Source organism: Nonomuraea fastidiosa, assembly GCF_042751225.1.
Lineage (GTDB): Bacteria > Actinomycetota > Actinomycetes > Streptosporangiales > Streptosporangiaceae > Nonomuraea > Nonomuraea fastidiosa.
Genome location: NZ_CP170570.1, coordinates 2,486,657 through 2,511,990 on the forward strand (window position 1 = coordinate 2,486,657; position 25,334 = coordinate 2,511,990).

Sequence of the window (25,334 nt, forward strand, 5' to 3'; positions counted from 1 at the left end):
TCAGGCTACCAAGCCGGCCTCGTGGGCGATGATCGCGGCCTGTACGCGGTTGCGCACGTCGAGCCGGGTGAGGATCGCGCTCACGTACGCCTTGACCGTGCCCTCCACGATGTGCAGCTCACGCGCGATCTCCGCGTTGGACAGCCCGGCCCCGAGCAGCGCCAGCACCTCGCGCTCCCGCTCGGTGAGCTGCTCGATGCGGTCGCGCGCCGCCGCGCCACGCGCCATGCGCCCGCCGGACAACTGCGCGATCACCCGCTGGGCGACCTTCGGCGACAGGTACGCCGCCCCGTCGGCCACCGCGTGGATGCCGGCCAGCAGCTCGCGCGGGTCGCCCGACTTGAGCAGGAACCCGCCGGCCTCCACGTCGAGCGCCTTGGCGATGTAGTCGTCCTCGCCGAACGTGGTGAGCATCACCACCGCCGTGCCCGGCGCCGCCCTGCGGATCTCCGCGGCGGCGGCCAGGCCGTCGAGGCGCGGCATGCGGATGTCGAGGAGCGCGACGTCGGGATGGTGGCTGATGGCCAGATCGACCGCCTGCCTGCCGTCGCCCGCCTCGGCCACGACGTTCAGCTCGGGGTCTGATTCGAGGATCGCCCTGACCCCCGCTCTGATCATGGCCTCGTCGTCGGCCAGGAGTATGCGGATCACGCCCTCTATAGTGACCGCATGGCGCAGGTGAAGGTGTACGGCCGCAGGGACGTCTGGGCCGACCGGCGGCGCGAGCTCTCCGACCTCATCCAGGCGAGCCTGGTGAGCGTGTGGGGCCTGCCCGAGGACAAGCGGTTCCACCGCTTCCTGCTGCTCGACGCCGACGACTTCATCTGCCCGCAGCGCAGTGAGCGTTATCTCATCATCGAGATCATCTGCTTCTCCGGGCGCAGCGACGCCGCCAAGAAGGCGCTGATTCGCGAGATCTACGACAGGTCGGGGTACGATCCCCAGGACGTCGAGATCACGATCATCGAGATGCCTCCGCAGAACTGGGGCATCCGCGGCGTTCCCGCCGATGAGCTCGCGCTGCCGTACAAGGTGGAGGTCTGAGGTCAGGGGCAGGTACGCCCGGGCGGTATGGTCCGACACATGAGCACTCACTATGACGTCGTCGTACTCGGCGCGGGTCCTGGAGGGTATACGGCCGCCGTCCGCGCCGCCCAGCTCGGACTGCGCACCGCGGTCGTCGAGGAGAAGTACTGGGGTGGCGTCTGCCTGAACGTGGGCTGCATCCCGTCCAAGGCGCTGCTGCGCAACGCCGAGCTTGCCCACATCTTCAAGAACGAGGCCAAGACCTTCGGCATCAACGGCGAGGTCACCTTCGACTACAGCGCGGCCTTCCAGCGCAGCCGCAAGGTGGCCGACGGGCGGGTCAAGGGCGTTCACTACCTGATGAAGAAGAACGCCATCACCGAGTACAACGGGCGCGGCACGTTCCTGGACCCCAACACGCTCCAGGTCAACGGCGAGACCATCACGTTCTCTCACTGCATCATCGCCGCCGGCGCCACCACCCGGCTGATCCCGGGCACGCAGCTTTCCGAGCGTGTGGTGACGTACGAGGAGCAGATCCTCTCCGAGGAGCTGCCGAGCAGCATCATCATCGCGGGCGCCGGCGCGATCGGCGTCGAGTTCGCGTACGTGCTGCACAACTACGGCGTCAAGGTGACGATCGTCGAGTTCCTCGACCGCATCGTGCCGCTGGAGGACGAGGAGGTCTCGGCCGAGCTGGCCAAGCGCTACAAGCGGCTCGGCATCGAGGTGATGACCTCCACCCGCGTCGACTCCATCGAGGACACCGGCTCCTCCGTCAAGGTCACCGTCACCCGCGGCGACCAGACGCAGGTGCTCGAGGCCGACAAGGTGATGCAGGCCATCGGGTTCCAGCCGCGGGTCGAGGGCTACGGCCTGGAGAAGACCGGCGTCGAGCTGACCGAGCGCGGCGCGATCGCCGTCGACGGCCGCTGCCGGACCAGCGTGCCGCATATCTTCGCCATCGGCGACGTCACCGCCAAGCTGATGCTGGCGCACGCCGCCGAGTCGATGGGCATCATCGCCGCCGAGACCATCGCGAACGCCGAGACCATGGAGCTCGACTACGTGATGATCCCGCGCGCGACCTACTGCCAGCCGCAGGTGGCGAGCTTCGGCTACACCGAGAAGCAGGCCCGCGAGAAGGGCTTCGACGTGAAGGTGGCGAAGTTCCCGTTCACCGCCAACGGCAAGTCCCACGGCCTCGGCGACACCACCGGCTTCGTGAAGATCATCAGTGACAACACCCACGGCGAGCTGCTCGGCGCCCACATGATCGGGCCCGAGGTCACCGAGCTGCTGCCCGAGCTCACGCTGGCGCAGCAGTGGGACCTGACCGTGCACGAGGTGGCGCGCAACGTCCACGCGCACCCGACGCTCGGCGAGGCCGTCAAGGAGGCCATCCACGGGCTCGCCGGCCACATGATCAACATGTGAGCACCCGGTTTCCCTGACGCACACGCGTCTTCCCTGCGTCACAGCCGTCTGTTCGATGTCTTCGATGTCACAGCCGTCTGTCCGATGTCGCAGCAGTCTGTTCGATGTCACAGCCGCGACCGGCTCGGCCTGCGTCCCCGGGCCGGCTGGTGCGGCCGGGTCACCCGCGAGAGGCGCGCTTCGCCCGTCTCGTGGGTGGCTTACGGGGGTGTGACCGGCTGCAGACTTTAAGCACCGCTGGGGATGTCCCGAGCCGGGGCGTGGAAGTGTGCATCCATGGGGGTCCCCGCGAGGCGCCTGCCGGTGTCCGAGGCGCGCCGGGCGCAGATCACGTCCGCCACGATCACGGTGCTGGCGCGTCGGGGGTACGCGGGCACCAGCTTCGAGGCCATCTGCCGGCAGGCCGGGCTCAGCAGCAAGCGGCTCATCTCGTACCACTTCGCCGACAAGGAGGAGCTGCTCGCGACTGTGGCGCGGGTGGTGCGGGAAGAGGAGGCGGCTTTCGTACGGCGGGCGGTCGAGGCCGCCGGCGCCTCCGACTTCGCGGCTCGGCTGGCGGCGTACATCCGGGCGCGGCTCGACTTCGCCGCCGCGCGGCCCGAGCACGTACGGGCGCTGCGGCAGATCGTCTGCAACACCCGTGAGGCGGCCTCCGACGGCTTTCCCGCCGGGCTGTTCTCGGAGGGGCAGCGTGAGGGGGCGTTCGGTGCGTTCGACGCCGAGGTGATGAGCACCGCGCTCCGCGCCTCCATCGAGGCCCTGGCCCTGTCGGACGATCCCCGTCGCGTAGCGGACGACCTGGTACGGCTCTTCGAGCGCGCTACACGTCTCTGAGGGGCCTTACAACACTCCTGACAGCACTTCCAGATCTTCACATTTCACCCTCCACCCCGACCGGCCCAAGCCCTCTGACGGCCCGTACCAGCACCCCTGACAGCACTTCTCACCAGATCTTCACATTCCACTGAGAAATATCTGAGGATCCCCCGAGACCGTGGTATCGACGAAGACCCCTCGTACCGGACGGTGGTCCCCGCACATGACCTCAACCACTCCTCGAACGACCGCACGGTCCAGCCACCGCCGCGGGCCCGTCGGCGCTGCGGCGCTGCGGCTCGGGCTGCTCGCCCTCGTCGCGATCGGCATCGTGGGCGCCTCGCTCGAGCTGGCCTTCGAGCGGCACTGGCAGAGCCCCGTCCAGCTGATCCCGTGGGTGGCCATAGCGCTGCTCGCGGTCGCGCTGCTCATGCTCGCCGTGCGCGACGCGGGTCCGGCGCTCACGGTGGTGCGCGTGCTCGCCGTGATCGTGCTGCTGGCCTCGGCGTACGGCGTCCTCATGCACGTGGTGGCCAACCACGGCATGGGCGCGATGGATCCCGATTGGGACTCGATGTCGCCGCTCGCCCAGTGGTGGTCGGCGCTGACCAAGTCGGTCGGCGGCGCGCCGCCGCTCGCGCCCGGCATGCTCGCCCAGGCCGCGCTGCTCCTGCTGCTGGCCAGCGTGACGCCGAAGCGCAAGGAGCCGCTGGCCTGACCTAGGGGCACCAGCGGTGACCGGCCCAATGGGTGGGGGGCCGGTCACCGCCGTCCCATGCCCGGGTCCCGGCCGCCCCATGCCTCCCCGAGGCGCCGTCTCAGCCCCCGTGCGGGCCGGAGCGCAGTCGTTCCGGCAGGGCGAAGACCGACTTCAGCCGCCGCTCGTCCGGCACCGCCGCCCGCCGGTCGGGGTCGATGAGGAAGGCCGGGATCCCGTACCGCTCGGGCCCGGCGAAGTCGGGTTCGTAGGTGTCGCCGACGAAGACCGCCGATGACGCCTCGATGCCCAGCGTGTCGAGCGCGACGGCGTAGATGCGGGGGTGCGGCTTGCGCCAGCCGACCTCGACGGAGGTGACGACCGCGTCGAACGCCTCCAGCACCCCCATCGCGGCCAGGTGCCCCGGCACGAGCGACGGCGTGTGCGTGTTGGTCACGACGGCGAGCCGGTGCCCCGCCGCCAGCTCGCCCAGCAGGTCGGCGAGGCCGGGCAGGTAGCGCACGCCGGTGTTCCACTCGGCCAGGTAGCGGGTGACGAACTCCTCCACCTCTCCGTCGCGCGGCGCGCGCCCCAGCGCCTCGCCCAGGTACGCCGCGCCGCACTCGGTCATCGAGAACTCGCTGTCGTCGGCGTCGCTGCGCCGGTCGAAGGCCGCCGACGTGCGCGACCATCCGTCTAGGAACTCCTCGTACGACAGGGTCGCGCCGAGTTCGCGCAGCAGCGCGTACGAGGAGTCGTAGCCCTGCTCGGTGCGGCTCGGCGAGTAGTCGACGAGCGTGCCGAAGAAGTCGAAGAGGATGTGGGTGCGCGGCATACGTCTCATACTGCCCGTCCCCGCCCGATTCCCCTCGCGGCTGTCATTTTCACGACATGTCGTCATTTGACCAGGCGGTTTGCGCCCTGCGGACCGCCGGGATCCTCCATTCTCATGAGCGGGTAAAGCCGCACGAAAGATCGGTTTTTTTCATGAGATGGATCCCACTCTTCGCCGCCACCGGCGTGGGCCTGGCGCTGCTTGCGGCTCCGGCCCAGGCCGCGGAGCCCGGCCCTGAGGCCGGCGGGGAGCTGCACCGGGTCACGTTGATCACCGGTGACGTGGTCACCGTACAGGAATTCGCGGGCGGAAAGCGCGCCGCGACCGTGCACCCCGCCAAGGGCCGTGAGGATGTCAGGTTCTTCACCCGCGAGGAGGACGGCGAATTAGTCGTCACGCCCGCCGACATGGTGCCCTACCTGTCGCGCGGATTGGTGGACGAGCGGCTGTTCTCCGTCAGCGACCTCATCGAGCAGGGCTATGACGACGACAGCAGCGACGTGCTGCCGCTCATCCTGTCCTACCAGGACAAGGGCGCGAAGGGCGTCACGCTGCGCAGCGTCAACGCGACCACGATGCGCGCCGAGAAGGACGACCTGCCCACGCTGTTCAGCGCGTCGTCGAGCGAGCCCAGGCTGCGCGATGGGCTCGCCAAGGTGTGGCTCGACGGCAAGGTGCACGCGACGCTGGAGAACAGCGTCCCGCAGGTGGGCGCGCCGCAGGCTTGGCAGGACGGGTACGACGGCAGCGGCGTGAAGGTCGCCGTGCTGGACACCGGCATCGACGAGAACCATCCCGACGTCGCCGGCAAGATCGCCGAGGCCAGGAACTTCACCGCGGACCCTTCGGTGAAGGACGAGCACGGCCACGGCACCCACGTCGCCGCGACCGTGGCGGGTACCGGCGCCGCCTCCGGCGGGCAGCGCAAGGGCGTGGCCCCGGGTGCGCAGCTCGTCATCGGCAAGGTGCTCAACAGCCAGGGCAGCGGCACCGAGTCGGAGGTGCTGGCCGGCATGGAGTGGGCGGCGCGGGAGAGCGGCGCCGACATCGTCAGCATGAGCCTCGGCGGCGACCCGACCGACGGCACCGACCCGCTGAGCGTCGCCGTCGACACGCTCACCGAACAGACCGGCACCCTGTTCGTCATCGCGGCGGGCAACGCGGGCGACGAGTACACCGTCGGCTCCCCCGGCGCGGCCACCTCCGCGCTGACCGTCGGCGCCGTGGACGGCAACGACCAGCTCGCCCCGTTCTCCAGCAGGGGCCCGCGCCTCGACGAGGCCATCAAGCCGGACATCACCGCGCCCGGCGTGAACATCACCGCCGCCAGGGCCGAGGGCACGATGATGGGCAACCCGCTGGACGACCGCTACACCCGGTCGAGCGGCACCTCCATGGCCACGCCGCACGTGGCGGGCGCGGCGGCGATCCTCGCCCAGCGGCACCCGGACTGGACGGCCGGGCAGCTCAAGGACGCGCTGGTCTCGACGGCCAAGACGATCGACGGGCAGACCCCGTACGAGCAGGGCGGCGGCCGCCTCGACGTGGCCCGCGCGCTGCGCCAGACCGTCACCGCCACCTCCTCGCTCAGCCTCGGCGTGTTCGAGGACGGCGCCACCGGCACCCCCTCCGGCACCATCACCTACACCAACTCGGGCGACTCCCCCGTCACGCTGACGCTCACGCCGACGCTGTCCAACCTGGACGGCGACGCACCCGGTGAGGGCGCGCTGACCCTGTCGGCCGCCTCCGTCACCGTCGAGCCGGGCCAGAGCGCCACCGTGGACGTCCAGGTGGACCTGACCAAGCTGGTCCACGGCCGGCACGCCGGCTGACGTCACCGCGACCACCGCGGACGGCTCCGCGCTCGCGCACACCACGCTCGCGCTGACCACCCGCGGCAAGATGCACAAGGTGCACTTCACCGGGATCGAACGCGACGGCTCGCCCGCCCGCGTCCCCGTGATCATGATGCAGAGCGCGTCCAGCAGGGACGACGCGTTCGGCTACATCCTGGACGAGGAGGCGGGCTGGACCGTCGAGGTCCCCGAGGGCGTCTACCACACGCAGGCCGTCATGGGCGAGTCGCACGACGAGCTGCCCGTCGACTCCCTGATCCTCTTCCCCGAGCTGAAGGTGGACCGGGACCTGGAGGTCGTGCTCGACGCCAGGAAGGCCGTGCCGATCGAGATCAGGACCTCGCAGCCGGTGATGCAGGACGGCATCGCCACCTACTTCACCTACCGCACGATCGGCAACAGAAGGCTCGCCTTCGGCGCGATGAACTTCCCCTCCGTCGAGGCCCTGGCCGTCACCCCGACCGCCCAGGTGCAGGAGGGCACGTTCGAGTTCTCCTCCCGCTGGCAGCTCGCCGCGCCCCGGGTGACCGTCAAGGTCGGCCGCGACACCCTGCTGGTCCGTCCGACGATCAGGTCGCCCGAGATCTCCGGCACCAAGCGCTGGAAGCTCGCCGACGGCGACGCGGACGGCAAGCTGAAGGGCAAGATCGCCGTCATCACCAGCAAGGAGCAGGGCGACTGGAACAGCAAGTTCGACGGCCTCAAGGAGCGCGGCGCGGCCGCGGTGATCGTGGTCGGCCCCGACGGCTCGCCGATGTGGCAGCCGTGGCAGCCGACCGGCGACCGTGACCCGCTGCCCGCCCTGATGATCACGCATGATCGCGGCCAGGTGCTGCTCGACCGCCTGCGCAAGGGCGGCGGCACGGTGGAGGTGACCGGCCGGTTCCAGACCCCGTACCTGTACGAGGTCATGCAGGTCTCCCCCGGCCGGGTGCCCGAGAAGATCGTGCACGACGTGAACTGGCGCAACACCGCCCTGGTCGACTCCCACTACCCGGCGACCGGCAGCGATCGGTACGCCAAGGACCAGCGCTTCGGCTGGCGGCCCTGGCAGATCTACAGCCTGGACGCCCAGATGGAGACGCAGCGCGTCCTGCCGACCGCCAACCGCAGGGCCGAGTACGTCAGCTCCGGCGACACTCAGTGGCAGCACATCGTGCAGCACATGCACACCTGGGAGTCCAACTCGCGGCTGCGCGGCGGCCTGACCGACGGGCCGCGCTCGTACCGGGCGGGTGAGACGGTCAAGGAGCGGTGGTTCGCCCCCGTCGTCCGGCCGGCCGTGACGAGCGCCACCCGTACGGGCGACGTGCTCGCGATCCAGGTGCCCGAGTTCGTGGACGCCGACGGCCACACCGGCTACGCCGGCGGCAGCGACACCACGGACACCGTCAAGGCCCGCTTCTACCGCGACGGCAAGCTGGTGGAGGAGCGCGACTCGCTGCGCGGCACGTTCACCGCGGCCGAGCGGGACGCCGAGTACCGCATGGAGCTGTCCACCGCCCGCACGTCGGAGACCTGGCGCTACGCCACCGCCACCGAGTCGGCGTGGACGTTCAGGTCGGCCCGCACGCAGGGCACTCAGGCGCTGCCGCTGCTCGGCGTGGACTACGACATCCCCGCCGACCTCGAAGGCAGGGTGCCGAAGGGGCTCCCCGTGCCGCTCGGCTTCACCGCCAAGGGGGCGAAGACCTTCAAGGCCGAGCTGTCGTACGACGACGGCAAGACCTGGAAGCCCATCCCGGTGCTGCCGCTCGGCCAGGGCCGCTACACCGCCCTCGTCGGGCACAAGAAGACCGAGACCGGCGTGTCCCTGCGGGTCACCGTGACGGGTGACAAGGGCAACCGGTTCGAGCAGACCGTGACCAGGGCGTACGGCGTGCGCTGACCGGTCACAACCAGCGCTCGCGGGCCGCATGCCAGGCAAGTTGCATCCTGGTCTGCGCGCCCGCGAGCCGCATCAGGTGGTAGACGCGGCGCTGCACCGTACGGAGGCTGAGCCCGAGCTGGCTCGCGATCGTCTTCTCCGGCACGCCCGCCACCAGCAGCGACAGCAGGTAGAGCTCGTCGGCGTCCAGCGGGCATGACCCGGTGTCGGCCACCTGGCCGTCCTCGGAGAACCTGATGGGCGTCGCCCGCTCCCACTGCGCCTCGAACAGCGCGATCAGCGCCTCCAGCAGGCTGCTCTCCCTGACCAGCGCGGCCGTCAGCTCGGCGATCCCGCCGACGTGCTGCACCAGCGGCAGCAGCGCCGTCTCCCGGTCCACGATCATCATCCGCACCGGCAGCGCCCGCACGGCGCGGGCCTGCTCGCCGAGCTTGATGCCGTACGCGACGTTCTCCACCATGCCGGGCTCCTCCAGCAGGGCCCGCTCGTAGATGACGCGGTAGCTCACGCCCCGGCCGAGCGCCTCCAGCTCCTCGTCGTTGTCCTGCGACGGCATCACCACGTGACCGGCGCGGCAGAAGTACAGCACCTCATCGCGCGCGCGGTCCTGCAGGTGGCGCACCTGCTCGCGCAGCGCGGCCCGGCTCGGCAGCACCTCGATCAGCCGGTGCGCGTCCCGCCTGCGCACGCTCGCCCGGTACTCCTCAGAGAGCTGCTCGACCGCCTGGCGGGCCCAGTCGATGGCCTCCTGGCCGCGTACGAGCCGCGGGCCGAGCGCCACGTCCGGCGCCACCGGCGCGTACCTGCCCGCCGCCACCTCCCTGACCAGCCCCTGCTCGCGCATCCCGGCCAGCGCCTTGGCCGCCTCGTCGTCGCTGATGCCCAGCTCGGCGGCCAGCCCGGCGACGTCGCCCTCCCCCGCTCGTACGAGTGCCCGGTAGGCCCGCTCCTCCGTTTCGTCCAGTCCCGCAGCCTCCAGCATGCGCTCCATCATGGCATCCGAGGCATTTCATGAAAGTTTCAGCCGCGATTGACGGGCGTGAGGCGACCCCTGATGATCGCCTTGCTTCCTGGTCAGGAGGAGGCGTCGAGTGAATCCCCCGCCTGAGTCCCCCGCCGTCCAGCACGAGGTGCGCCGATGCCGAAAGTCCCGTTACGAGCCGCGCTGGCCGTCCTGCTGACGCTGGCCGCGTTCAACGCTCCAGCCACCACCGCGTACGCATCAGACGACGAGCCCGTACACGTCGCCGTCAACGCCCGAGCGGGCCTGGCCACCGTCCCCGAGACCGGCATCGGGACCAACCACGCCATCTGGGACACGAACCTGGGCACGAACGAGACCGCCGACCTGCTCAAGGACGCCGGCGTGAAGTTGCTGCGCTACCCCGGCGGCTCCTACTCCGACATCTACCACTGGGAGACCCACACCGCCCCGGGCGGCTACGTGGCGCCGGACACCGACTTCGACACGTTCATGAACGGCGTGCGCAGGACCGGCGCGCAGGCCATGGTGACCGCCAACTACGGCACCGGCACCGCCGAGGAGGCCGCCGGCTGGGTCCGCTACGCCAACATCACCAAGCGGTACGGCATCAAGTACTGGGAGATCGGCAACGAGATCTACGGCAACGGCCACTACGGCGCCGAGTGGGAGGCCGACGACCACCCCGACAAGAGCCCCCACGAGTACGCCCGCAACGTCGTCGCCTACGCCGACGCCATGAAGGCCGTCGACCCCACCATCAAGATCGGCGCGGTGCTGACCACCCCCGCCAACTGGCCCGACGCCATCGTGGCCGAGGGCGACAGCGGCTCGTGGAACCAGGTCGTGCTGTCCACCGCCGGCTCAAAGATCGACTTCGTGATCCTGCACTGGTACCCCGGCGCCCTCGACAGGACCGGACACATCTCCGACATGATCCAGCTCACCCGCGAGCAGATCGCCACGTACGCAGGGCCCGGCTCCGAGCGGATCGGCATCGCGATGACCGAGTTCAACACCGGGTCGAGCAGCAACGGCACCAACACCCAGCCGGGCGCGCTGGCCGCCGCCGACTCGTACGCGACCCTGCTCGCGAACGGCGTCTTCACCGTGGACTGGTGGAACGTGCACAACGGCATCGGCGAGGTCACCGAGGTCGCGGGGCACACCGACTACGGCGACTTCGGCCTGCTGTCGAGCGCCTCCTGCACCTCCGACGGCAGCGTCTGCGAGCCGCCGCTCAACACCCCCTTCGCGCCCTACTACGCGCTGCAGATGGTCGGCAAGTTCGCCAGGCCCGGTGACCGCTTCATCCGCGCGGCCACCGACCGGCCCGAGGTGGCCGCGCACGCCGTACGCCGGCCCAACGGCGACCTCGCCGTCCTGCTGATCAACACCTCGGAGGACACGTCGTACCCGGTTGAGCTCGACTACACCGGCTTCGCCCCCGCCGCCGGCGCGCCCACCGTACTGACCCACACCAACGGCGCCACCTCAATCACCAGCGGCTCTACCGGCACCCCGACCGCGCAGACGCTGCCGCCGCTGTCCATGACCACCGTCATCCTGCGCCCCGCGGACCCCCAGGCCGGCCGCCCTGGCAGCCCGGGACAGCCGAAGCTCACCGCCGTGACCGGCACCACCGCCACCCTCACCTGGCCCGCCGCAAAGCCCGGCACCCGCAAGATCGCCAAGTATGAGGTGGTCCGCCAGCACGGCGCCGTCACCGAGCAGCTCGGCGAGACCTCCGGCACCACCATCACCGTACGCAACCTCAAGCCCGGCACCCGCTACACCGTGAACGTGCTGGCCCGCGACACCGGCGGCGCGCAGTCCTGGCCGTCCGCCCCGCTCACCTTCACCACCGGCACCCCCGCCGACAGCTCGTGCAGCGTGAAGCTGACCGTCCAGTCCGACTGGTCCAGCGGCTACGTCGGCTCGCTCGACATCACCAACCACGGCGCCCCGCTCGACGGCTGGACGCTCTCCTTCACCTGGCCACGAGCCTGGCAGAGCCTGGACAGCGGCTGGAGCGCGGTGTGGACGGAGGACGGACGCGAGGTGCGCGCCGTGAACGAGGCCGCCAACCCGACGCTGGACACCGGGGCCACGGCCACGATCGGGTTCGTCGGCAACTACTCCGGGCCGAACGTCCTGCCCGCCGTCTTCACCCTGAACGGCACCACCTGCACCACCGTCCCCTGACCTGCGCCGACCTTCGCGTCGAGCCGGGCCCGCCGTCAGCACGGGCCCGGCCCATCAGCCGGGCGGCTCGGCCTCCCCTTCACCCGCCGCTCAGGGGGTGATTCACCCGCCGCTCAGGGGGTGAGCCCGGCCTGCTCTTCGTCCTGCGTTCAGCGGTGCCAGAGGAGGACGGCGGCGGTCAGGGCGGCGCGGTGGTAGGGCGGCAGGTCGTCGCCGGTCCAGTAGACCTCCACCTGCGGGTCGGGCTCGTCCATCTGATCCATCTCGGTCTGCGCCTCAGCGGTCAGCTCCCAGGCGGCGACGCCCGGATCCACCTCCGCCAGGTAGACGCGGTGCGGGGCTCCCGAGCCGTCGAGGGTCGCGCGCCAGGCCCGCCGTACCGTCACGACACCCGCGCGCTCGCTCAGCGCGTCCACCACGAGGTGGTCGGTGAGGTCGAACAGGTCGTCCTCCAGGTCGGCCGACTCAGGAGGGACCCCGCTGCTCAGGTCGAGCCCTGGCGGGATGCGCGGGGGACGTACCGAATCAGGAGAGAAGGCGTATCCGGGGGCTTCCGTGCCGTCCTGCGGCGGCACGGCGGCCGCCCCGGCGGGTTCGCCGTCCAGGCCGAGTGCGGCGAGCACGTCGCGCAGGAGGTCGAGGTCCCCGGCCGTCAGCGAGACGCCGTTCTCGGCCGCCGCGAGCGTCAGCATGTCGGGCAGGTACGCCAGGTCGCCCGCGGCCAGCATGGTCCTGGCCCGGGTGACGACCTCGTCGGGCAGCCGCCCGGCCAGGCGGATCAGCAGCCGGTGCACGCCGGCGTACAGCCGCCAGGCCCGGTCGTCCAGCGCGCCCCATGGGGTGCTCACGTCAGCCTTCCTCCATCACGATGATGTCGTACGAGCGCGGCACCTCCGGGATGACGCCTCGCTCGACCATATCGGCCGCCACCCGGTCCACCTCCTCGCGCAGCCGCGCCGCGAACTCCGGATCGTCCACCCTGGTCATGCGCGAGCGCGGCGGGAAGACGGCCTCCTGGTCCTCGGCGAAGGAGGAGAAGACCGAGATGTCCTTGGCCTGCCCGCCAGTGAGCCGATAGGCCACGATGACCTTATGGTCTCCCGCCGGGTTCTCGGCCATGAACCTGATCGCGACCTCAAGCAGCCTGCTCACGCTGAGAAACTCGCGGGCCATTCCGTGCGGATAGAACGGCGCACCGTAGATGGGCCACTGCGCCGGCGACAGCCAGTCCCCCCGATAGGCGATCACGGGCCGCTCCGGCGAGCCCACCCCGGGAAGCTGCATCATCGCGTCGTGCACCATGTCGGCGTGCCAGCGCATCTCGTCCCACAGCCGCGGGACGACCCGGCCGACGTGTTCCTTCAGCGCATCCCATGCGTGCTGCCGGTCCCTTCTGGCCGCCCGCATGTCCTGGCTCGCCTGCCTGGCGTCGTCCCTGCGGCCCTCGTCCCTGGCCTGCTTGAAGCGCTCGGCGGCCTCGTCCGATCGGCGGACGGCGTCCACGTACGCGTCGGCGAGCGGGTTCAGCGGCGACTCCGAGGTGAGGTGGCCGGCGCCCTCGTGCAGCATCGGGCGCAGGGCCAGCGGCAGCGGGAGCGCCTTGGTGCGCGCGGCGATGTTGTCCAGGTAGTTGCCGACGAGCTGATCGACCTTGGCCGCCATGCGGTTGCGCACCAGCGACTCGGAGATCCCGTCGGTCCAGAGCTGGAAGCGCGTGACGTTGTTGATCAGGTAGTGGCTGTGCCTGGTGTACACGGTCAGCGCCATCACGTGCGCCGGTGACAGACGTTCGCCCAGCGCCCGGACGGCGTCGGGGTTCCCCGGGTCGATGCCGGAACGATCGAGCCACGCCGCGAGGTCCGGGTCGGTCACCCGGCCGCTTTCGAGCTGCGGCCACAGGCGATCGACGGTATCGATCACCTTGTGGTGCTGAGTCTCGGAGAATCCGGCGATGTCCCTGGCGTTCGTGTAATAGCGGGACTCGTGCGGGAACATCCCGTCGGGCAGCACCTCGCGCCGCAGCGTGGCGAGGTCGATGCCGGGCAGGTTCCGGTAGAAGTCCACGGCGGTGGGCCGGGCGCCGGGCTCCAGCCGCATCCCGCCCACGCCGGCGATCTGCGCGCCCCTGGCGATCTCGAACAGCGAGTGATCCCGGCCCGGCAGCATCCACCCCATCAGCGCGCCCAGGAACCGCTCCGTCATCGCCGGCCCGAGGTTGAGGAACTTGACCGCCGTCAGCATCTTCGCCGTGGTGCCCGAGACGCCGTCGATCACCGGGAAGCCCTCGCTCGCGACCTTGCGCGCCCACCGGCTCGACGTCGTGTCGTGCATCGTCACGCCCTCGCGCCACGGCAGCGGCGTGTCCGGGTCGAGCCGGCCGCCGGTGTGCTGCTCCGCGTACGCCCGCTCGTACCTGCCGAGGGGCGTGCCCAGCCGCTCGTAGTGCGCCGGCGTCGTGTTGAGTCCCAGCTCCTGGATCTCGGTTTCCGTACGGTCGCGCCTGCTGTACTGGCTCGACACCATCTCCACGACGTCCCTGGCACCGCGCTCCGACATCATGCCCACGTTGCCGGTGCCGAACGGGTCGCGGGTGAAGGTGTAACTGCCGTCCATGAACCTCGACTCGAGCCGCCCCAGCACCGGACGGTGCAGCCGCTCGTCGAGCTGGTGGTGCGCGCGGCGTACCGCTTCGACGTCGAGCCCTGCCTGCCGGGCGCGGTCCCAGCCGCCGGTGTCCATGATGTCGAGCAGCGCGTTGCCGAAGATGCCGAGATTGTCGCGGTTGTAGTAGGCGCCGTTGTAGAACGCCGTCACCAGCTCGCGGAGGTTCCCGTGCGCGAGCAGGTCGTCCACGGTCAGGCCGGCCCGCGTACCGACCTGGCCGGCGCTGGCCGGGTCGTCCTTGAAGAAGACGCTCTCCACGCGGCGGGCGAACGCCTCAGGGGTCTCATCCGGCCGTCTCGGGGTTAGTTGCATGAGGACGTCGCGCATCTTGGCGAGCGCGGCCCTGGCGGCGTCCAGCGTTCGGGGGTCGTTGAAGTAGTACGCGCCCAGGCGCTGCTCGAACCTGGTGGCCTCGTCGTACCAGCGGGGGTCGTTGTAGAACCGCTCGAAGTCGAACGGCACCCGCGCCGCCCGCGGGCCGCTCTGGCCGGCGCCCCCGGAGTCCTCCCCTGGCCGCGCTGGGGGTGCACCGTCGCCGGTGGGTTGTGGTGTGGCGGCGCGGCCTTGCGGTTGCACGGCTCCGTTCGCCTGGGGCGGTGGTGGCGTGCCTTCCCCCGGCCGGTCCGTCACCGCGCCCTCGGCGCGGCTCACCGCCCGCGTGGGCGGCGCGGAGTCGGGTTCGGGCAGGTGGTTGAGCAGCCGCTCGATCCTGCTCGGCCCCGGTGCCTCGCTCGGCCTCGGGCCCGGCACCTCGCCCGGCCTGGCGGCGGCCGACGACTCATCCGCCCTGTTGGGTGACAGCGCCTCGCTCGACCTGATGGAGGGCGGCGCGTCCCCGGCCGTCCCAGCAGCCCTGGTCGCGCCCGCCGTACCGGTCGCCGCGGCCGAAGTGCGGTCGGACGGTGCGGACGCACGATCGGACGGTGCCGCGGCGCGGTCGGCGGGTGCGGAGGTGCGGTCGGACGGCGCCGCAGCACGATCGGACGGTGTCGCGGCCGGTTGCTCCGGTCTGCCGCGTTCCGCCGAAGAGGCGGATGCGTGCCGAGCAGCGGAAGGCTCCGGCGTGGTGCGGACCGACGCCTCCGACGCGGTGCGGACCGACGACGCCTCGGGCGTGGTGCGGGCCTGCGACGCCTCCGGCGTTCTGGAACGTGGAGCGGCCTCGCCACCCTGGCCGGGTGTGGTCCGCTGCTCCGGCCCGCCCTGCTGCCGGACCTCCCCCTGCGGCACGTGCGCTTGCCGATCGAGCCCCGGGTACGGCGCGGCGGAAGCCTGACGGGCACCTTCCGCACCAGCGCCAGCACCGGCACCGGCACCGGGGTCACCTGCCTGGCTCAGCATGGCGCCGCCGTCAGCGACGGGACCCGGCCCGGCGACAGTCGACGGCGCCCCTTGCACGGACACAGTGCCCGGCCCGCCGCCGGAGCCGTCGTTCCCCTGCGTCTCAGATCCGGAACGGGAGCCAGGAGCGGCCCCCGGATCCTGGCCATCCCGCGCACCCGCGCCCGAGGTGACGTCGGGCCGGGAACCAGGACCGGGATCCGGGACGGAGCCATGGCCAGGTCCGGAGCCAGGGCCGGGGCCGGAGCCGAGGGCGGGGCCGGTGAGCGAGTCGCCGTACGAGGACGGGACGCGACGGCCGGGAAGCGTCGTGGTGAGGTGCTGCCCGTCGGCGCCGAGCGCGCTGGACGTGATGCCCTTGGCCAGCATGTCCCAGTCGAAGTCGCCCTGCGCCAGCATGGTCCCGGCCGTGGTGATGCCGCCGGTCAGCGCGTACTGGGCGGCCTGCCCGTACACGGACGAGTGGGCGGCCGCCAGCAGCCGCTCCATGGTGGTCATCTCCGCCTTCGTCAGCCCGGCGCGCAGGGCGGGCGTGGCGAGCCGGGTGAGCCCGCCGCTCAGCAGCCCCATGAGCCCGCCCATGGCGCCGCCGCTCAGCGCCGACACCCCGATCTGCCGCAGGTCCAGCTCGTCCCTGCGGCCCTTGGCGATCTGCGCGAGCTGGACGCCCGCGTCCATGCCCGCGACGATCCCGGCGAAGATGGCGATGTTCTTGAGTGCCAGCTTGGCGATCTGCGCGATGGTGAGGCGGGCGATCTGTACGCGCGGCCCGATGAGCAGCAGGCTCGCTCCCTTGGTGGCGACGGCCATCGCCAGCAGGTACGAAAGCTGCGCGACCAGCAGCCAGACCGTCATCTCGATCATGTACTTGGCGTACTGGATCTGCACGCCGACGCCGTTGAGCGCGACGGCGGCCTTGATGAGCCGGTCGACCAGCTCGGCGGCCCGGCCTCCGACTCTCTTCGCGACGTGCTCGGCGAAGGCGAGGTGGGCGGCGCCGTCCCAGTCCGCTCCGATCTTGTCCGCGCTCCACGGCTGATCGGCGGCGGTGCCCTCGACGACGCGGTGCGCGGCGGTCACGCACGCGTCGGCGAGCCGGAAACACCCGGTCTCGTCGCCTTCAGGCCAGTCCATGCCGACGGCCCAGCCCACGTACGGCTTGGCCCAGTCGGGAACGAGGAACCCGTCGAACCCCATGAACCGTCAGCCCTGGAACGTTCCGGCGCCGGCCGCTCGGAGGCGGCGGATCAGAGCGTTCATGCGCCGGGATCCACGGTCGGGGGCACGAACGCGTCGAGCGAGACGCGCTCGCCGAAGACCTGCTCGTACGGCAGCCCTTCCGGCAGCAGCGGCTCCATGAGCCGCCGCCGCTGCTCGTCGACGTCCGCCGTAGCCCTGCGGATCTGCACCATGATGGCGTCGGCCAGCTCGGACGCGGAGAGCTTGCGGTAGACACGCGGGTCCAGGCGAAGGTCGCGGAGCTGCCCCTGCGACCCCACAGTGACGCTGATCATGCCGTCGGACGAGGTCTTGGTGGCCTCCACCGCGTCGAGCGCCCCGTACGTCTCGCGTACGCGCGAGATCTGCTCGTTGACCTGCTCTGCCAGTTCCTCGACCGAAGCTTCGAAATTGTTCATCAATCTTACTACCCCCGTAAAGGACAGTTCATACCACATTCAACATTGGTTGCAGAAGCGCCAGAAGCCACATAGGGGGCTGAAGTCCATGTTGTACAGGTGAAAGATCGCGACATCTCGTGATCATTCACCCTCCCAGATCGACTTGGAGGCGTGCGGCAAGAACGGGCAGAGTGGCACGGCGTACCGGCGATGCCCGTGGCGCGCGGCGGCCGCAGGCAGCGGAATCCGTGCGATCGCGCGTACGGCACGGCAAAGAACGCCGACGCCCTCCGCACGGGAGGACGGACGGTTCGAGCAAGAATGACACAGCCGAAGGAATGCGGGACAGGTTGTGACGTTTCCCCAGCACTCTCCGCCGCCGCGCCGCGTCTCGCCGGGCGGGCGTTCATGGGCGCGGTGGATCGTGGTCGCGGCAGGTCTGGCGGTGCTCGTGGTGTCGCTCATCGCCGCCGTGGGACCGTACCGGCAGACCACGGAGTTCCGCGAGATGATGGCCTGCGAGCGGAGCGGCGGCGGCTGCTTCGGCGCCGAGGGCGGCACCATCGCCGACCGGCGCACGTACACCACCACCGAGACCACCACCCACACCGACGCCGACGGCCGCACCCGCACGTCCACGCGCACGATCACCCACCACGAGATCACCTGGCAGCGGGCCGACGGCACCCGGCAGGCCCGTGACGTGGACGCGCGCTTCTACGCCAAGGCCGAGGAGGGCCTGGCCACGCTCCGGCTCTGGCGCGGGGAGGTCGTCGGCGTGGAGGTGGCGGGAGGCGCCGCGTGGTTCCCGCCCGAGGTGAAGGGCTCGCTCGCGTACTGGCTCTACCTGGCCTTCATCGGCCTGGGGGTGCTGCTGTGGGGGCTGCTGCCCGTCCGGTGGGACGGGGTCCTGATGCTCGCCTACCGCGCGTTCTGCTGGACCGCCATGGGCTTCCTGCCGGTCCACATGGCGGCCGACGCCCTCGCCGGGAACCTCGGCACCGGCCTCGCACTCACCGCCGAGATCGTCGGCTGCCTGCTGATCGCCGCGATCACCGGCACCATGCTGGTCCGCTCCCTCACCCGCCGCCGGCCGTGACCATAGCGCGCCCGGCTCAGGCGTCGATGCCCGCGACGAAACCGCGGATCGCGCCCGCCAGCGCCTCGGGGGCCTCCATCGCGACGTAGTGGCCCACGCCGTCGAGCAGCACGGACGTGACCTCGGCCGACGCGGCCTGGGACAAGGTGTCCGCCGTGAAGGAGCCGCCGCCGGCGCCGACCGCCGGCACGGACGCCCGCGGCCCGGGGGGCGAAGCGATCTTCGACGAGCTACGCGAGCGGTGGACGGCAGATCGGCACCGCCGAGCTCGGAGCCCTCGAAGCGCAGCTGACGGAGCTGGTGGGCAGGCAGCCCGTACGCTTCGACACCCCGGGCCGGCTCACCCGCGACCTCGGCGATCCAGGCGACTGACTCCCCGCCGCCCCGGGAGGTCTGACCCGTACGGGCGTGAGCGGGGCGCTGGTGTCAGCGCTACCGTCACCACTTCGCCGGGACCTGCGACATCGTTGAGTTTGTCCTCGTGTCAGTGACCGAGTTCGCGCGCGGCCGCCTCCCCTGAGGCCCCGCCGGGGCAGGTCGGGCTGTTCGACTGGGACGGCACCGACATGTTCATCCTGGACACCTTCATCCTGCGCTTGATCTTCCACGCGCCGCGAGCAGCGGGGACCGTACATGCGAAGTAGTGCGTGTGGCGGCGTTGCTGTGCTTCCCGGCTGTGCAGCGGACGACAGCAACGCGCTCGCGCACTGTCGAAGGTGCGGCCGTGCAGGCGTGAGGGCCACTCAGTGCGGGTCGGCAGCGGGCCGGGGCGCGACGATGAGCCTTACCGTGCCCTTCTCAGGACCGCCCAATGCCTCATGCACGTACCAGGTGTCGGGAACGTCTTCGGCTTGGAGAGGGTGCTCGGTCACATCCAAGCCTGAGCCGCCACGACCGGCGGGCTCAGGAGGTGCCTTGTAGTAACGCGAGACGGTTGCATGCCGCTGCTGAAGCATGATCCTGACTTCACCCACCGTCTTGTTCGCCGGCTTCATTCCTTCCAGGATCTCGCCGCGAGCCGTCGGATCTCCTGTGATCTCATACCGTTCGCCAGGCAGAGCGGCCCGCCCGAAGGTGACTTCGAAAGGGCTGTGCAGATCGACAGGAATACTCACCCCGGCCAGACACCATGTCCGGCCGCAGTCCGTCCCTTCGATTTTCTTGATTCTGCGGCTATTAGTTCCGTCCTTGATTTCGAAACCGTCGCCGTGGAACACCACCATTCTTTGGGGAGCCGAGACAGAGACCAGCGCGCCGACAAGGCTGGGCGACGCGGGTTTCATCTTCAAGTCGACGCTCAGGCCATACGCCGCGAAGTCCTGCCGGTATCGCTCGGGGTCGGCATCCGGGTCCAGGATCCTGACGTCGATATAGTCACCGTTCCTGGTGAACGCCAACGCTTTGGCCGGTCCCACGGTCATAGGACCGATCTCCTCGGGGTGCATGATGACCGGCGCGAAGACCGCTGCTCCGACCAGGAGTGCCGTGACGGGGATGAGGGTGAGCCACTTCTGCCAGGACCGTGTGGTCTTGGGGGATTCCCGTACCGACGCAGCGATGACGCTTTGGAGAGTGGCGGACATCACGAGAGGATCCGCTCGGACATGGCCGGCAGGGTCGTGCGTCTTGAGCGTAGTCGTCAACTGCTTGAGAGGATCGGTCATACGGCATTCCCCTGGCAGGAAGGCTGGCGAGCAGCGACGGTTTGCGGTTCTTCTCCGAGCAAGCGCCGCAGCCGTTTGCGCGCGCGGTGCAGTCGCATGGCAGCCGTAGGCCGGGAGCAGCCCACCACCTTCGCGGCTTCGCGGAGGTCGAGTCCTTCCCAAGACATCAAGAGCACCAGTTCCCGGTCGTCCTCGCTCAGGCTGTTCAGCGCGGCGAGCGCCGTTTGGCGTGCGACGACTGCGGTCGCGTGATCTGCTTCGGCACAGTGGTGCGTCAAACCCTCGCCTAACGGCCCTGCGAGTGCGTCTCGCCGGTTGTCTCGTCTGATCAGATTCAGCATGAGATTCCGGGCCGTCGCGTACAGCCAGGGCAGCGGATGTTCCCGGGGCAATCGCTCGTACTTCTCCCAGGCGATCTTGAACGTCTCGGCGGTTATATCCGGAGCGTCCGCAGGACCGACCCGCCGCCAGGCGTACCGCAGAACCGCCTCGTAATGGTCCTCGAACATGCGGGTGAAGCTGTCTTCATCGCTCACACGCCGCCTCCCCTCCACCATTGCGGTGCACGTTGTGCCTTCCACCTGGTGAATGTCGCGCAGCCGTCAGGTATCACTCACCGATGACCAAAACGCCCTGATGTGAGGGAGCTCACAGTCGCTTTCTCACAGGGCGTCGGTGAGGTCGGCTTGAACACCTCCTGGGCGGCTTGAAGGGCACCCACATGACTGGGCATCCCTCACGATGTCGAGCGCGTGGGCGACGTCGGCCGCGACCGCCCGGCGACCGGCTGGCGCAGGCGGGCTGCCCTGATGGACGTGAAAAGTTGCTTTCTGGCCCGACCGTCGTTGTGTCTACTGAGGTTCGAAAGCTACTGCTTGTACGGCTGGGCGGTGGGTGGTGCCTGGCCTTCAGGCCGTTGCAGCCCGATCAGGGCGGGGCGCCCTGTCCTCGCGATCGGTGAACCATCGCACGATGGCCGTTGCGATTCCTGTGCAGCTTCAGCCGCCACCTGAATCCGGCCGCTTCGGCACTTGCGTGAGGCGGATTCACTGGTCGGCTGCGGTCAACCTTCCCGCCCACCCGCCTGAGGCGCATCGTTGCTGTCGCTGTTGCTGTCAGCGGAGATCAAAAAGCCCCGAACGACGATTCCGTCCGGGGCGTTTCTGATGGTCGTTCTTGTGGTCAGGGGCAGGGTCGAACTGCCGACCTTCCGCTTTTCAGGCGGACGCTCGTACCAACTGAGCTACCTGACCCAGAGCGGTCCTGACGGGATTTGAACCCGCGGCCTCCACCTTGACAGGGTGGCGAGCACTCCAAACTGCTCCACAGGACCTTGCGTTTCTTGCTGTTTGCGCTCGCTTAGCTTACCAGCTTTCCGGAGGTCTTGGACCAGCCGTTTTGCGGGTGCGCTAGGCGCTCGCAGTGCCCCCAACGGGATTCGAACCCGTGCCGCCGCCTTGAAAGGGCGGTGTCCTAGGCCGCTAGACGATGGGGGCTCAGGATTCCCTGTCGCCTTCCGTCGGAGACCCCTGAAGCATAGGGGACGATTGCCCCTGATGCCAAAGTGGCGTACCGGCGGTCGATGACCCGGTGCCTTTGATCGATCCCGTTGGCGACGGGGCGTTCTTCGGCTCCGGGGAAATCATACGTTGCGGGTCGGGCTCCACGTGACGCTGGATGTACACCGACTGCTCGCCGAGCCCGCCGAGCGTGATGTCGTCCCAGGCCCGCAGGCGTCTGGTCTCTTTGTCGAAGTACAGGACGGACGCCTGGACGGGGGTGGGCTGGGCGTGTTCGAGCGCGCGCAGGCCGGCGCCGCCGGTGGAGCCCTGGATGAGCAGGCGGGTGCCGGTCGGGAGCATGTTCGTGCGCCGGTCGTGGGTGTGCCCGGAGAGGATCATGGGGGCGAGGCCGGAGAAGCCGCGCCCGGCGTCGGGGTCGTGTACGGCGATCAGGTCGGGTTTGCCCACCTTGCCCAGGTGGGCGCGGGCGAACTCGCGGAGCGATTCCGGGTTCGAGTAGGCGTCGGTGGTCTTGTCCGGGGTGAAGCGGGGGTCGCCGAGGCCGTAGATGGTCAGGCCGGCGACCTTTTTCGTGGTGTCGTCGAGGACGATCGCGTTCTTCTGCTTGGCCACGGCCTTCTGCGTGGTCATCGAGTCGTGATTGCCGCGTACGTACACGTACGGGACCTTGAGCTTGCCGATCTCCTCGACGAACTTGTTCTCGGCCTTGGTGCCGTGGTCGGAGATGTCGCCGGTGTCGACGATGAAGTCGACGCTGAACTGGTCCGTCAGCGAGTGGATGACGTTCCAGGCGATGGGATTGATGTGGATGTCGGAGACGTGCAGGACTCTGATGGTCTTCGTGTCGGCCTCGTACAGGGGCAGGGTGGAGACCGTGTCGTAGAGCTTTGAGACGTTCGTCACGAGTTTGGTGAGCTGCGCCCGGTACGACTCGAAACGCGTCACGATCGACTCCGCGCTGCCGACCAGCGACGGCGCGGCGGCCACCAGGCCCGAGTAGCGCGGCTCCACAAGCGAGTTGGGGCGGAAGGTGAGGGCCGCCAGGGCCCCGGTGGCGGAAAGGGTCACAGAGGCCGCCAGAAGGCCCATCAGGGCCGTTCTGGGGCGCCGGTGAACGAGGATGACGGCGACCATGGCCCCGGCGCCCGCACACAGCAGCGAGCGGATGAGGAGCGCGCGCACGCCGTCCAGGAGATCGTCCTCGATCATCTCGGGCAGCCGGTCGGCCACCCGCGGGTCCTCGATGAGGGCTTTGGCGCGTTCCTGGTCGATGTTCTCCAGCGTGATGCGCAGCCTGAGCGGCGCGCTGTGCGTGCGGAAGGTCAAGGTGCCGAGGGGGCTCGCGTCCACGACGGTCTCGCCGGTCCAGGCGGGCCGCAGGGACATCCCGGCCTCCACTGGGCCGACGCGCGCGGTCTCCGTACCGCTGAGAAAGATGCCGAGCCACGCGCCCACGGCGGCCACGAAAAGCACGGCCACGGCCTTCGCGGCACGTGACCGGAGAATGGCCTTTGACCAGTGCACGAACTTCATACAGATTCTTGCTTACCTGACCGGCGGGGCAGAATGGCAAGTGTGATCGAGGTATCGCGGCAGAGATTCGAGGAACTCGTGGCCGAGGCATTGGACACGATTCCGCCCGACCTCACGCGCGCCATGAGCAACGTGATCGTCACCGTCGTCGATGACCCGCCTGAGCCCGACCTGCTCGGCCTGTACACCGGTGTCCCCCTCACGGAACGCGGCGACTGGTACTCAGCGGTTCTGCCCGACCGCATAGAGATCTACCGCAACCCGATATGTGAGATTTGCGATACCGAAGAGGCAGTGATCGAAGAGGTGCGCATCACGGTCGTCCATGAAGTCGGGCATCACTTCGGCATCGATGACGCCCGACTTCACGAATTGGGCTGGTAACCCTTTGCGTTTGGTTGGCTGCTTCCGGTTGCGGACGGCGGGCACTCTCGGGCACCTTAGGTGACATAGCGAACACCCTGAGTCAGGCACAGCGGAGTCCAATGGGGGCCATGCGGGCGCGACGGCACCCGGGACGGCATCGCCGTGCCGGGGAAGCCACACAAGCCACATACCGGGAAGTCATCGCCATCCGGGAGTTCAGGGCCCTCTGGTACGGCCAGGGCCTCTCGCTTCTCGGCGACCAGCTGGCCCAGGTGGCGCTCGCGGTGCTCGTCTTCGACCGCACCGGCTCCCCGCTCGCCACCGCCGCCGTCTACGCGCTGACCTACCTGCCCTCCATCCTCGGCGGGCCGCTGCTCGCCGGCCTCGCCGACCGGTTCGCGCGCCGCGGCGTCATGCTGACCTGCGACCTCATCAGGGCGGCGCTGGTGGCCGTGATGGCGGTGCCGGGCGTGCCGTTCTGGGCGCTGTGCGCGCTGGTGTTCCTGGTCGTGCTGCTCAGCGCCCCCTTCTCGGCCGCGCGGGCGGCACTGCTGCCCGAAGTGCTCGAAGGCGACGCGTACGTCATCGGCTCCGCGCTGCAGAACATGACGAACCAGGCCGTGCAGATGCTCGGCTTCGCGGCCGGCGGAGCGCTCATCGCCGGCATGGGCCCGTACCGCGCGCTGGCCATCGACGCCGCCACCTTCCTCGGCTCGGCGCTGATCCTCGTCTCCGGCGTACGCCGCCGCCCCGCGCCCCAAGGCGAGGGCGCCAAGCCGTCGATGTGGCACATGACCACGAGCGGCGCCCGGCTGGTGTTCGGCTCGCGGAAACTGCGGACGCTCGTCCTGTTCGCCTGGCTCTGCGGCTTCTACATCCTGCCCGAGGGCATCGCCGCCCCCTACGCGGCCCGCCTCGCCACCGACGAGCTGCCCGCCGCGGTGATCACGGGGCTGCTCATGGCCGCCATGCCGGCCGGGACGGTGGTGGGGGCGTTCCTGTTCAGCAGATTCGTCTCGCCCGCGCGCCGGCTGCGGCTCATGGGATGGATGGCGATGCTGAGCTGCGCGCCGCTCATCATCACCGCGATCAAGCCACCGCTCGCCGTCGTGCTCGCCGCGTGGGTCCTGTCGGGCATCGGCGGTGCCTACCAGCTCGCCGCCAACGCCGCGTTCGTCCAGCACGTGCCCGCCGAACGTCGCGGCCAAGCGTTCGGCCTCGTGCAGTCGGGGCTGATGGCCGTCCAGGGGGTGGGGATCCTGGTGGGCGGGTTCGCCGCTGAGAGACTCGGCCCCGAGCCCGTGATCGCGATCGCGGGGCTCGCCGGGTTGGTCAGCGCCGCCGTGCTCTCCATGATCTGGGCCGAGTCCCGCGGCAAGAGCGGCCGGGTACGCGCCCAGGCGCCCGTCTGATCACGGCTGCGGCTTGTGCTCGCCGCTCCAGTCCGTCGTCGTGGCTCTGCTCTGCTGCTGCTTGGCGATGAGGTCCTGGACGATCGAGGTGTCGTGCTCCTCGTCCGGCATGAGGAGCCAGCCGATCGCGTAGATGCCGACGCCGAGCCCGCCGAACAGCGTCGAGATCGCCAGCGCGATCCGCACGAGGTTGGCGTCGATGCCGACGTACTCGCCGACGCCCGAGCAGACGCCCGCGATGATCCGGCCTTTGTGGGTCCTGCGGAGTTTCTTGTATTCGCTCATGCCCCAAGACTGCCCGGCGGCCCGATGTTCGCACATCAGGATTGCCCCTGGTAGAACCCTGGTAGTCCCCTATGTGAGGAGAG

21 protein-coding genes and 3 tRNA genes are annotated in these 25,334 nt (G+C 69.8%); 10 read left to right on the forward strand and 14 right to left on the reverse strand.

The window, feature by feature from the left end:
* A complete protein-coding gene (locus tag ACFMQL_RS11215; protein ID WP_378785546.1) occupies positions 1-651 on the reverse strand; it encodes a response regulator in 651 nt (216 codons plus the stop codon).
* An 18-nt stretch (positions 652-669) separates the two neighbouring features.
* Between ACFMQL_RS11215 and ACFMQL_RS11220 the strand changes: the two genes are divergently transcribed.
* The 4 genes from ACFMQL_RS11220 to ACFMQL_RS11235 all read left to right on the forward strand — a co-directional run bounded on the left by ACFMQL_RS11220 (position 670) and on the right by ACFMQL_RS11235 (position 3,997).
* On the forward strand, positions 670-1,044 hold the full coding sequence (locus ACFMQL_RS11220; RefSeq protein WP_378785548.1) for a tautomerase family protein: 375 nt from the start codon (positions 670-672) through the stop codon (positions 1,042-1,044).
* A gap of 39 nt (positions 1,045-1,083) precedes the next feature.
* On the forward strand, positions 1,084-2,463 hold the full coding sequence (gene lpdA / locus ACFMQL_RS11225) for a dihydrolipoyl dehydrogenase (protein ID WP_364063406.1): 1,380 nt from the start codon (positions 1,084-1,086) through the stop codon (positions 2,461-2,463).
* A 303-nt stretch (positions 2,464-2,766) separates the two neighbouring features.
* Positions 2,767-3,297 carry a TetR family transcriptional regulator gene (locus tag ACFMQL_RS11230; protein WP_364063409.1) on the forward strand — a complete coding sequence of 177 codons (531 nt, stop codon included), beginning with the start codon at positions 2,767-2,769 and terminating at the stop codon, positions 3,295-3,297.
* Between the two features lie 205 nt (positions 3,298-3,502).
* Positions 3,503-3,997, forward strand: a complete 495-nt coding sequence (locus tag ACFMQL_RS11235; RefSeq protein WP_378785551.1) for a hypothetical protein — start codon at positions 3,503-3,505, stop codon at positions 3,995-3,997.
* 100 nt (positions 3,998-4,097) lie between these two features.
* Here ACFMQL_RS11235 and ACFMQL_RS11240 read toward each other — a convergent pair whose 3' ends face one another.
* Complete coding sequence (locus ACFMQL_RS11240; RefSeq protein WP_378785552.1) at positions 4,098-4,811, reverse strand: HAD family hydrolase; 714 nt, start codon at positions 4,809-4,811, stop codon at positions 4,098-4,100.
* Positions 4,812-4,963: 152 nt separating this feature from the next.
* Here ACFMQL_RS11240 and ACFMQL_RS11245 point away from each other — a divergent pair, with 152 nt between their 5' ends.
* On the forward strand, positions 4,964-6,646 hold the full coding sequence (locus ACFMQL_RS11245) for a S8 family serine peptidase (RefSeq protein ID WP_378785554.1): 1,683 nt from the start codon (positions 4,964-4,966) through the stop codon (positions 6,644-6,646).
* Between the two features lie 70 nt (positions 6,647-6,716).
* A complete protein-coding gene (locus ACFMQL_RS11250; RefSeq protein ID WP_378785556.1) occupies positions 6,717-8,558 on the forward strand; it encodes a PA domain-containing protein in 1,842 nt (613 codons plus the stop codon).
* Between the two features lie 4 nt (positions 8,559-8,562).
* On the opposite strand, the gene ACFMQL_RS11255 is transcribed toward ACFMQL_RS11250, so the two are convergent.
* Positions 8,563-9,540: a helix-turn-helix domain-containing protein gene (locus ACFMQL_RS11255; protein WP_364063420.1), complete on the reverse strand. Its 978-nt coding sequence runs from the start codon at positions 9,538-9,540 to the stop codon at positions 8,563-8,565.
* Between the two features lie 156 nt (positions 9,541-9,696).
* On the opposite strand from ACFMQL_RS11255, the gene ACFMQL_RS11260 reads away from it, so the two are divergent.
* A complete protein-coding gene (locus tag ACFMQL_RS11260) occupies positions 9,697-11,745 on the forward strand; it encodes a cellulose binding domain-containing protein (protein WP_378785558.1) in 2,049 nt (682 codons plus the stop codon).
* Between the two features lie 149 nt (positions 11,746-11,894).
* Here the strand turns inward: ACFMQL_RS11260 and ACFMQL_RS11265 are convergent, their stop codons facing one another.
* Genes ACFMQL_RS11265 through ACFMQL_RS11275 form a run of 3 tightly spaced genes read right to left on the reverse strand, consistent with a single transcriptional unit; the run spans position 11,895 to position 17,387 of the window.
* The gene (locus ACFMQL_RS11265) at positions 11,895-12,593 is read right to left on the reverse strand and encodes a hypothetical protein (RefSeq protein WP_364063425.1); all 699 of its coding nucleotides are present in this window, start codon (positions 12,591-12,593) and stop codon (positions 11,895-11,897) included.
* Between the two features lies 1 nt (position 12,594).
* Positions 12,595-16,947: a hypothetical protein gene (locus ACFMQL_RS11270; protein WP_378785559.1), complete on the reverse strand. Its 4,353-nt coding sequence runs from the start codon at positions 16,945-16,947 to the stop codon at positions 12,595-12,597.
* A 59-nt stretch (positions 16,948-17,006) separates the two neighbouring features.
* Positions 17,007-17,387 carry a YbaB/EbfC family nucleoid-associated protein gene (locus ACFMQL_RS11275; protein ID WP_364063431.1) on the reverse strand — a complete coding sequence of 127 codons (381 nt, stop codon included), beginning with the start codon at positions 17,385-17,387 and terminating at the stop codon, positions 17,007-17,009.
* A 334-nt stretch (positions 17,388-17,721) separates the two neighbouring features.
* On the opposite strand from ACFMQL_RS11275, the gene ACFMQL_RS11280 reads away from it, so the two are divergent.
* Positions 17,722-18,468: a hypothetical protein gene (locus ACFMQL_RS11280; protein WP_378785560.1), complete on the forward strand. Its 747-nt coding sequence runs from the start codon at positions 17,722-17,724 to the stop codon at positions 18,466-18,468.
* A 16-nt stretch (positions 18,469-18,484) separates the two neighbouring features.
* Here ACFMQL_RS11280 and ACFMQL_RS11285 read toward each other — a convergent pair whose 3' ends face one another.
* The 7 genes from ACFMQL_RS11285 to ACFMQL_RS11315 form a co-directional block, all read right to left on the reverse strand.
* Positions 18,485-18,658 (reverse strand): hypothetical protein, encoded by a 174-nt coding sequence (locus ACFMQL_RS11285; protein WP_364063437.1) that lies wholly within the window; start codon positions 18,656-18,658, stop codon positions 18,485-18,487.
* A gap of 553 nt (positions 18,659-19,211) precedes the next feature.
* A complete protein-coding gene (locus tag ACFMQL_RS11290) occupies positions 19,212-20,132 on the reverse strand; it encodes a hypothetical protein (RefSeq protein ID WP_364063440.1) in 921 nt (306 codons plus the stop codon).
* The gene (locus ACFMQL_RS11295; protein WP_364063443.1) at positions 20,129-20,668 is read right to left on the reverse strand and encodes a sigma-70 family RNA polymerase sigma factor; all 540 of its coding nucleotides are present in this window, start codon (positions 20,666-20,668) and stop codon (positions 20,129-20,131) included. The genes ACFMQL_RS11290 and ACFMQL_RS11295 overlap by 4 nt, the downstream gene beginning before the upstream one ends.
* A 643-nt stretch (positions 20,669-21,311) precedes the next feature.
* Positions 21,312-21,385, reverse strand: a tRNA-Phe gene (locus ACFMQL_RS11300).
* 5 nt (positions 21,386-21,390) lie between these two features.
* Positions 21,391-21,465, reverse strand: a tRNA-Asp gene (locus ACFMQL_RS11305).
* A gap of 90 nt (positions 21,466-21,555) precedes the next feature.
* Positions 21,556-21,628, reverse strand: a tRNA-Glu gene (locus tag ACFMQL_RS11310).
* Complete coding sequence (locus ACFMQL_RS11315; protein ID WP_364063446.1) at positions 21,629-23,134, reverse strand: metallophosphoesterase; 1,506 nt, start codon at positions 23,132-23,134, stop codon at positions 21,629-21,631.
* An 87-nt stretch (positions 23,135-23,221) separates the two neighbouring features.
* On the opposite strand from ACFMQL_RS11315, the gene ACFMQL_RS11320 reads away from it, so the two are divergent.
* Positions 23,222-23,572 (forward strand): metallopeptidase family protein, encoded by a 351-nt coding sequence (locus ACFMQL_RS11320; RefSeq protein ID WP_378785567.1) that lies wholly within the window; start codon positions 23,222-23,224, stop codon positions 23,570-23,572.
* 110 nt (positions 23,573-23,682) lie between these two features.
* Entirely contained in the window at positions 23,683-24,966 is a 1,284-nt protein-coding gene (locus tag ACFMQL_RS11325) for an MFS transporter (protein ID WP_364063452.1), read from the forward strand.
* Here the strand turns inward: ACFMQL_RS11325 and ACFMQL_RS11330 are convergent, their stop codons facing one another.
* Positions 24,967-25,251, reverse strand: a complete 285-nt coding sequence (locus ACFMQL_RS11330; protein ID WP_364063454.1) for a PspC domain-containing protein — start codon at positions 25,249-25,251, stop codon at positions 24,967-24,969.
* Between the last annotated feature and the right edge of the window lie 83 nt (positions 25,252-25,334).

What these genes read in the sequence shown, in the direction of transcription:
- ACFMQL_RS11220 (WP_378785548.1), top strand. Translation starts at nt 670, where the DNA reads ATGGCGCAGGTGAAGGTGTACGGCCGCAGGGACGTCTGGGCCGACCGG.
- lpdA (WP_364063406.1), top strand. Translation starts at nt 1,084, where the DNA reads ATGAGCACTCACTATGACGTCGTCGTACTCGGCGCGGGTCCTGGAGGG.
- ACFMQL_RS11235 (WP_378785551.1), top strand. Translation starts at nt 3,503, where the DNA reads ATGACCTCAACCACTCCTCGAACGACCGCACGGTCCAGCCACCGCCGC.
- ACFMQL_RS11240 (WP_378785552.1), bottom strand. Translation starts at nt 4,811, where the DNA reads ATGCCGCGCACCCACATCCTCTTCGACTTCTTCGGCACGCTCGTCGAC.
- ACFMQL_RS11245 (WP_378785554.1), top strand. Translation starts at nt 4,964, where the DNA reads ATGAGATGGATCCCACTCTTCGCCGCCACCGGCGTGGGCCTGGCGCTG.
- ACFMQL_RS11250 (WP_378785556.1), top strand. Translation starts at nt 6,717, where the DNA reads ATGCACAAGGTGCACTTCACCGGGATCGAACGCGACGGCTCGCCCGCC.
- ACFMQL_RS11255 (WP_364063420.1), bottom strand. Translation starts at nt 9,540, where the DNA reads ATGCTGGAGGCTGCGGGACTGGACGAAACGGAGGAGCGGGCCTACCGG.
- ACFMQL_RS11260 (WP_378785558.1), top strand. Translation starts at nt 9,697, where the DNA reads ATGCCGAAAGTCCCGTTACGAGCCGCGCTGGCCGTCCTGCTGACGCTG.
- ACFMQL_RS11270 (WP_378785559.1), bottom strand. Translation starts at nt 16,947, where the DNA reads ATGGGGTTCGACGGGTTCCTCGTTCCCGACTGGGCCAAGCCGTACGTG.
- ACFMQL_RS11275 (WP_364063431.1), bottom strand. Translation starts at nt 17,387, where the DNA reads ATGAACAATTTCGAAGCTTCGGTCGAGGAACTGGCAGAGCAGGTCAAC.
- ACFMQL_RS11290 (WP_364063440.1), bottom strand. Translation starts at nt 20,132, where the DNA reads ATGACCGATCCTCTCAAGCAGTTGACGACTACGCTCAAGACGCACGAC.
- ACFMQL_RS11320 (WP_378785567.1), top strand. Translation starts at nt 23,222, where the DNA reads ATGGCAAGTGTGATCGAGGTATCGCGGCAGAGATTCGAGGAACTCGTG.
- ACFMQL_RS11325 (WP_364063452.1), top strand. Translation starts at nt 23,683, where the DNA reads ATGCGGGCGCGACGGCACCCGGGACGGCATCGCCGTGCCGGGGAAGCC.
- ACFMQL_RS11330 (WP_364063454.1), bottom strand. Translation starts at nt 25,251, where the DNA reads ATGAGCGAATACAAGAAACTCCGCAGGACCCACAAAGGCCGGATCATC.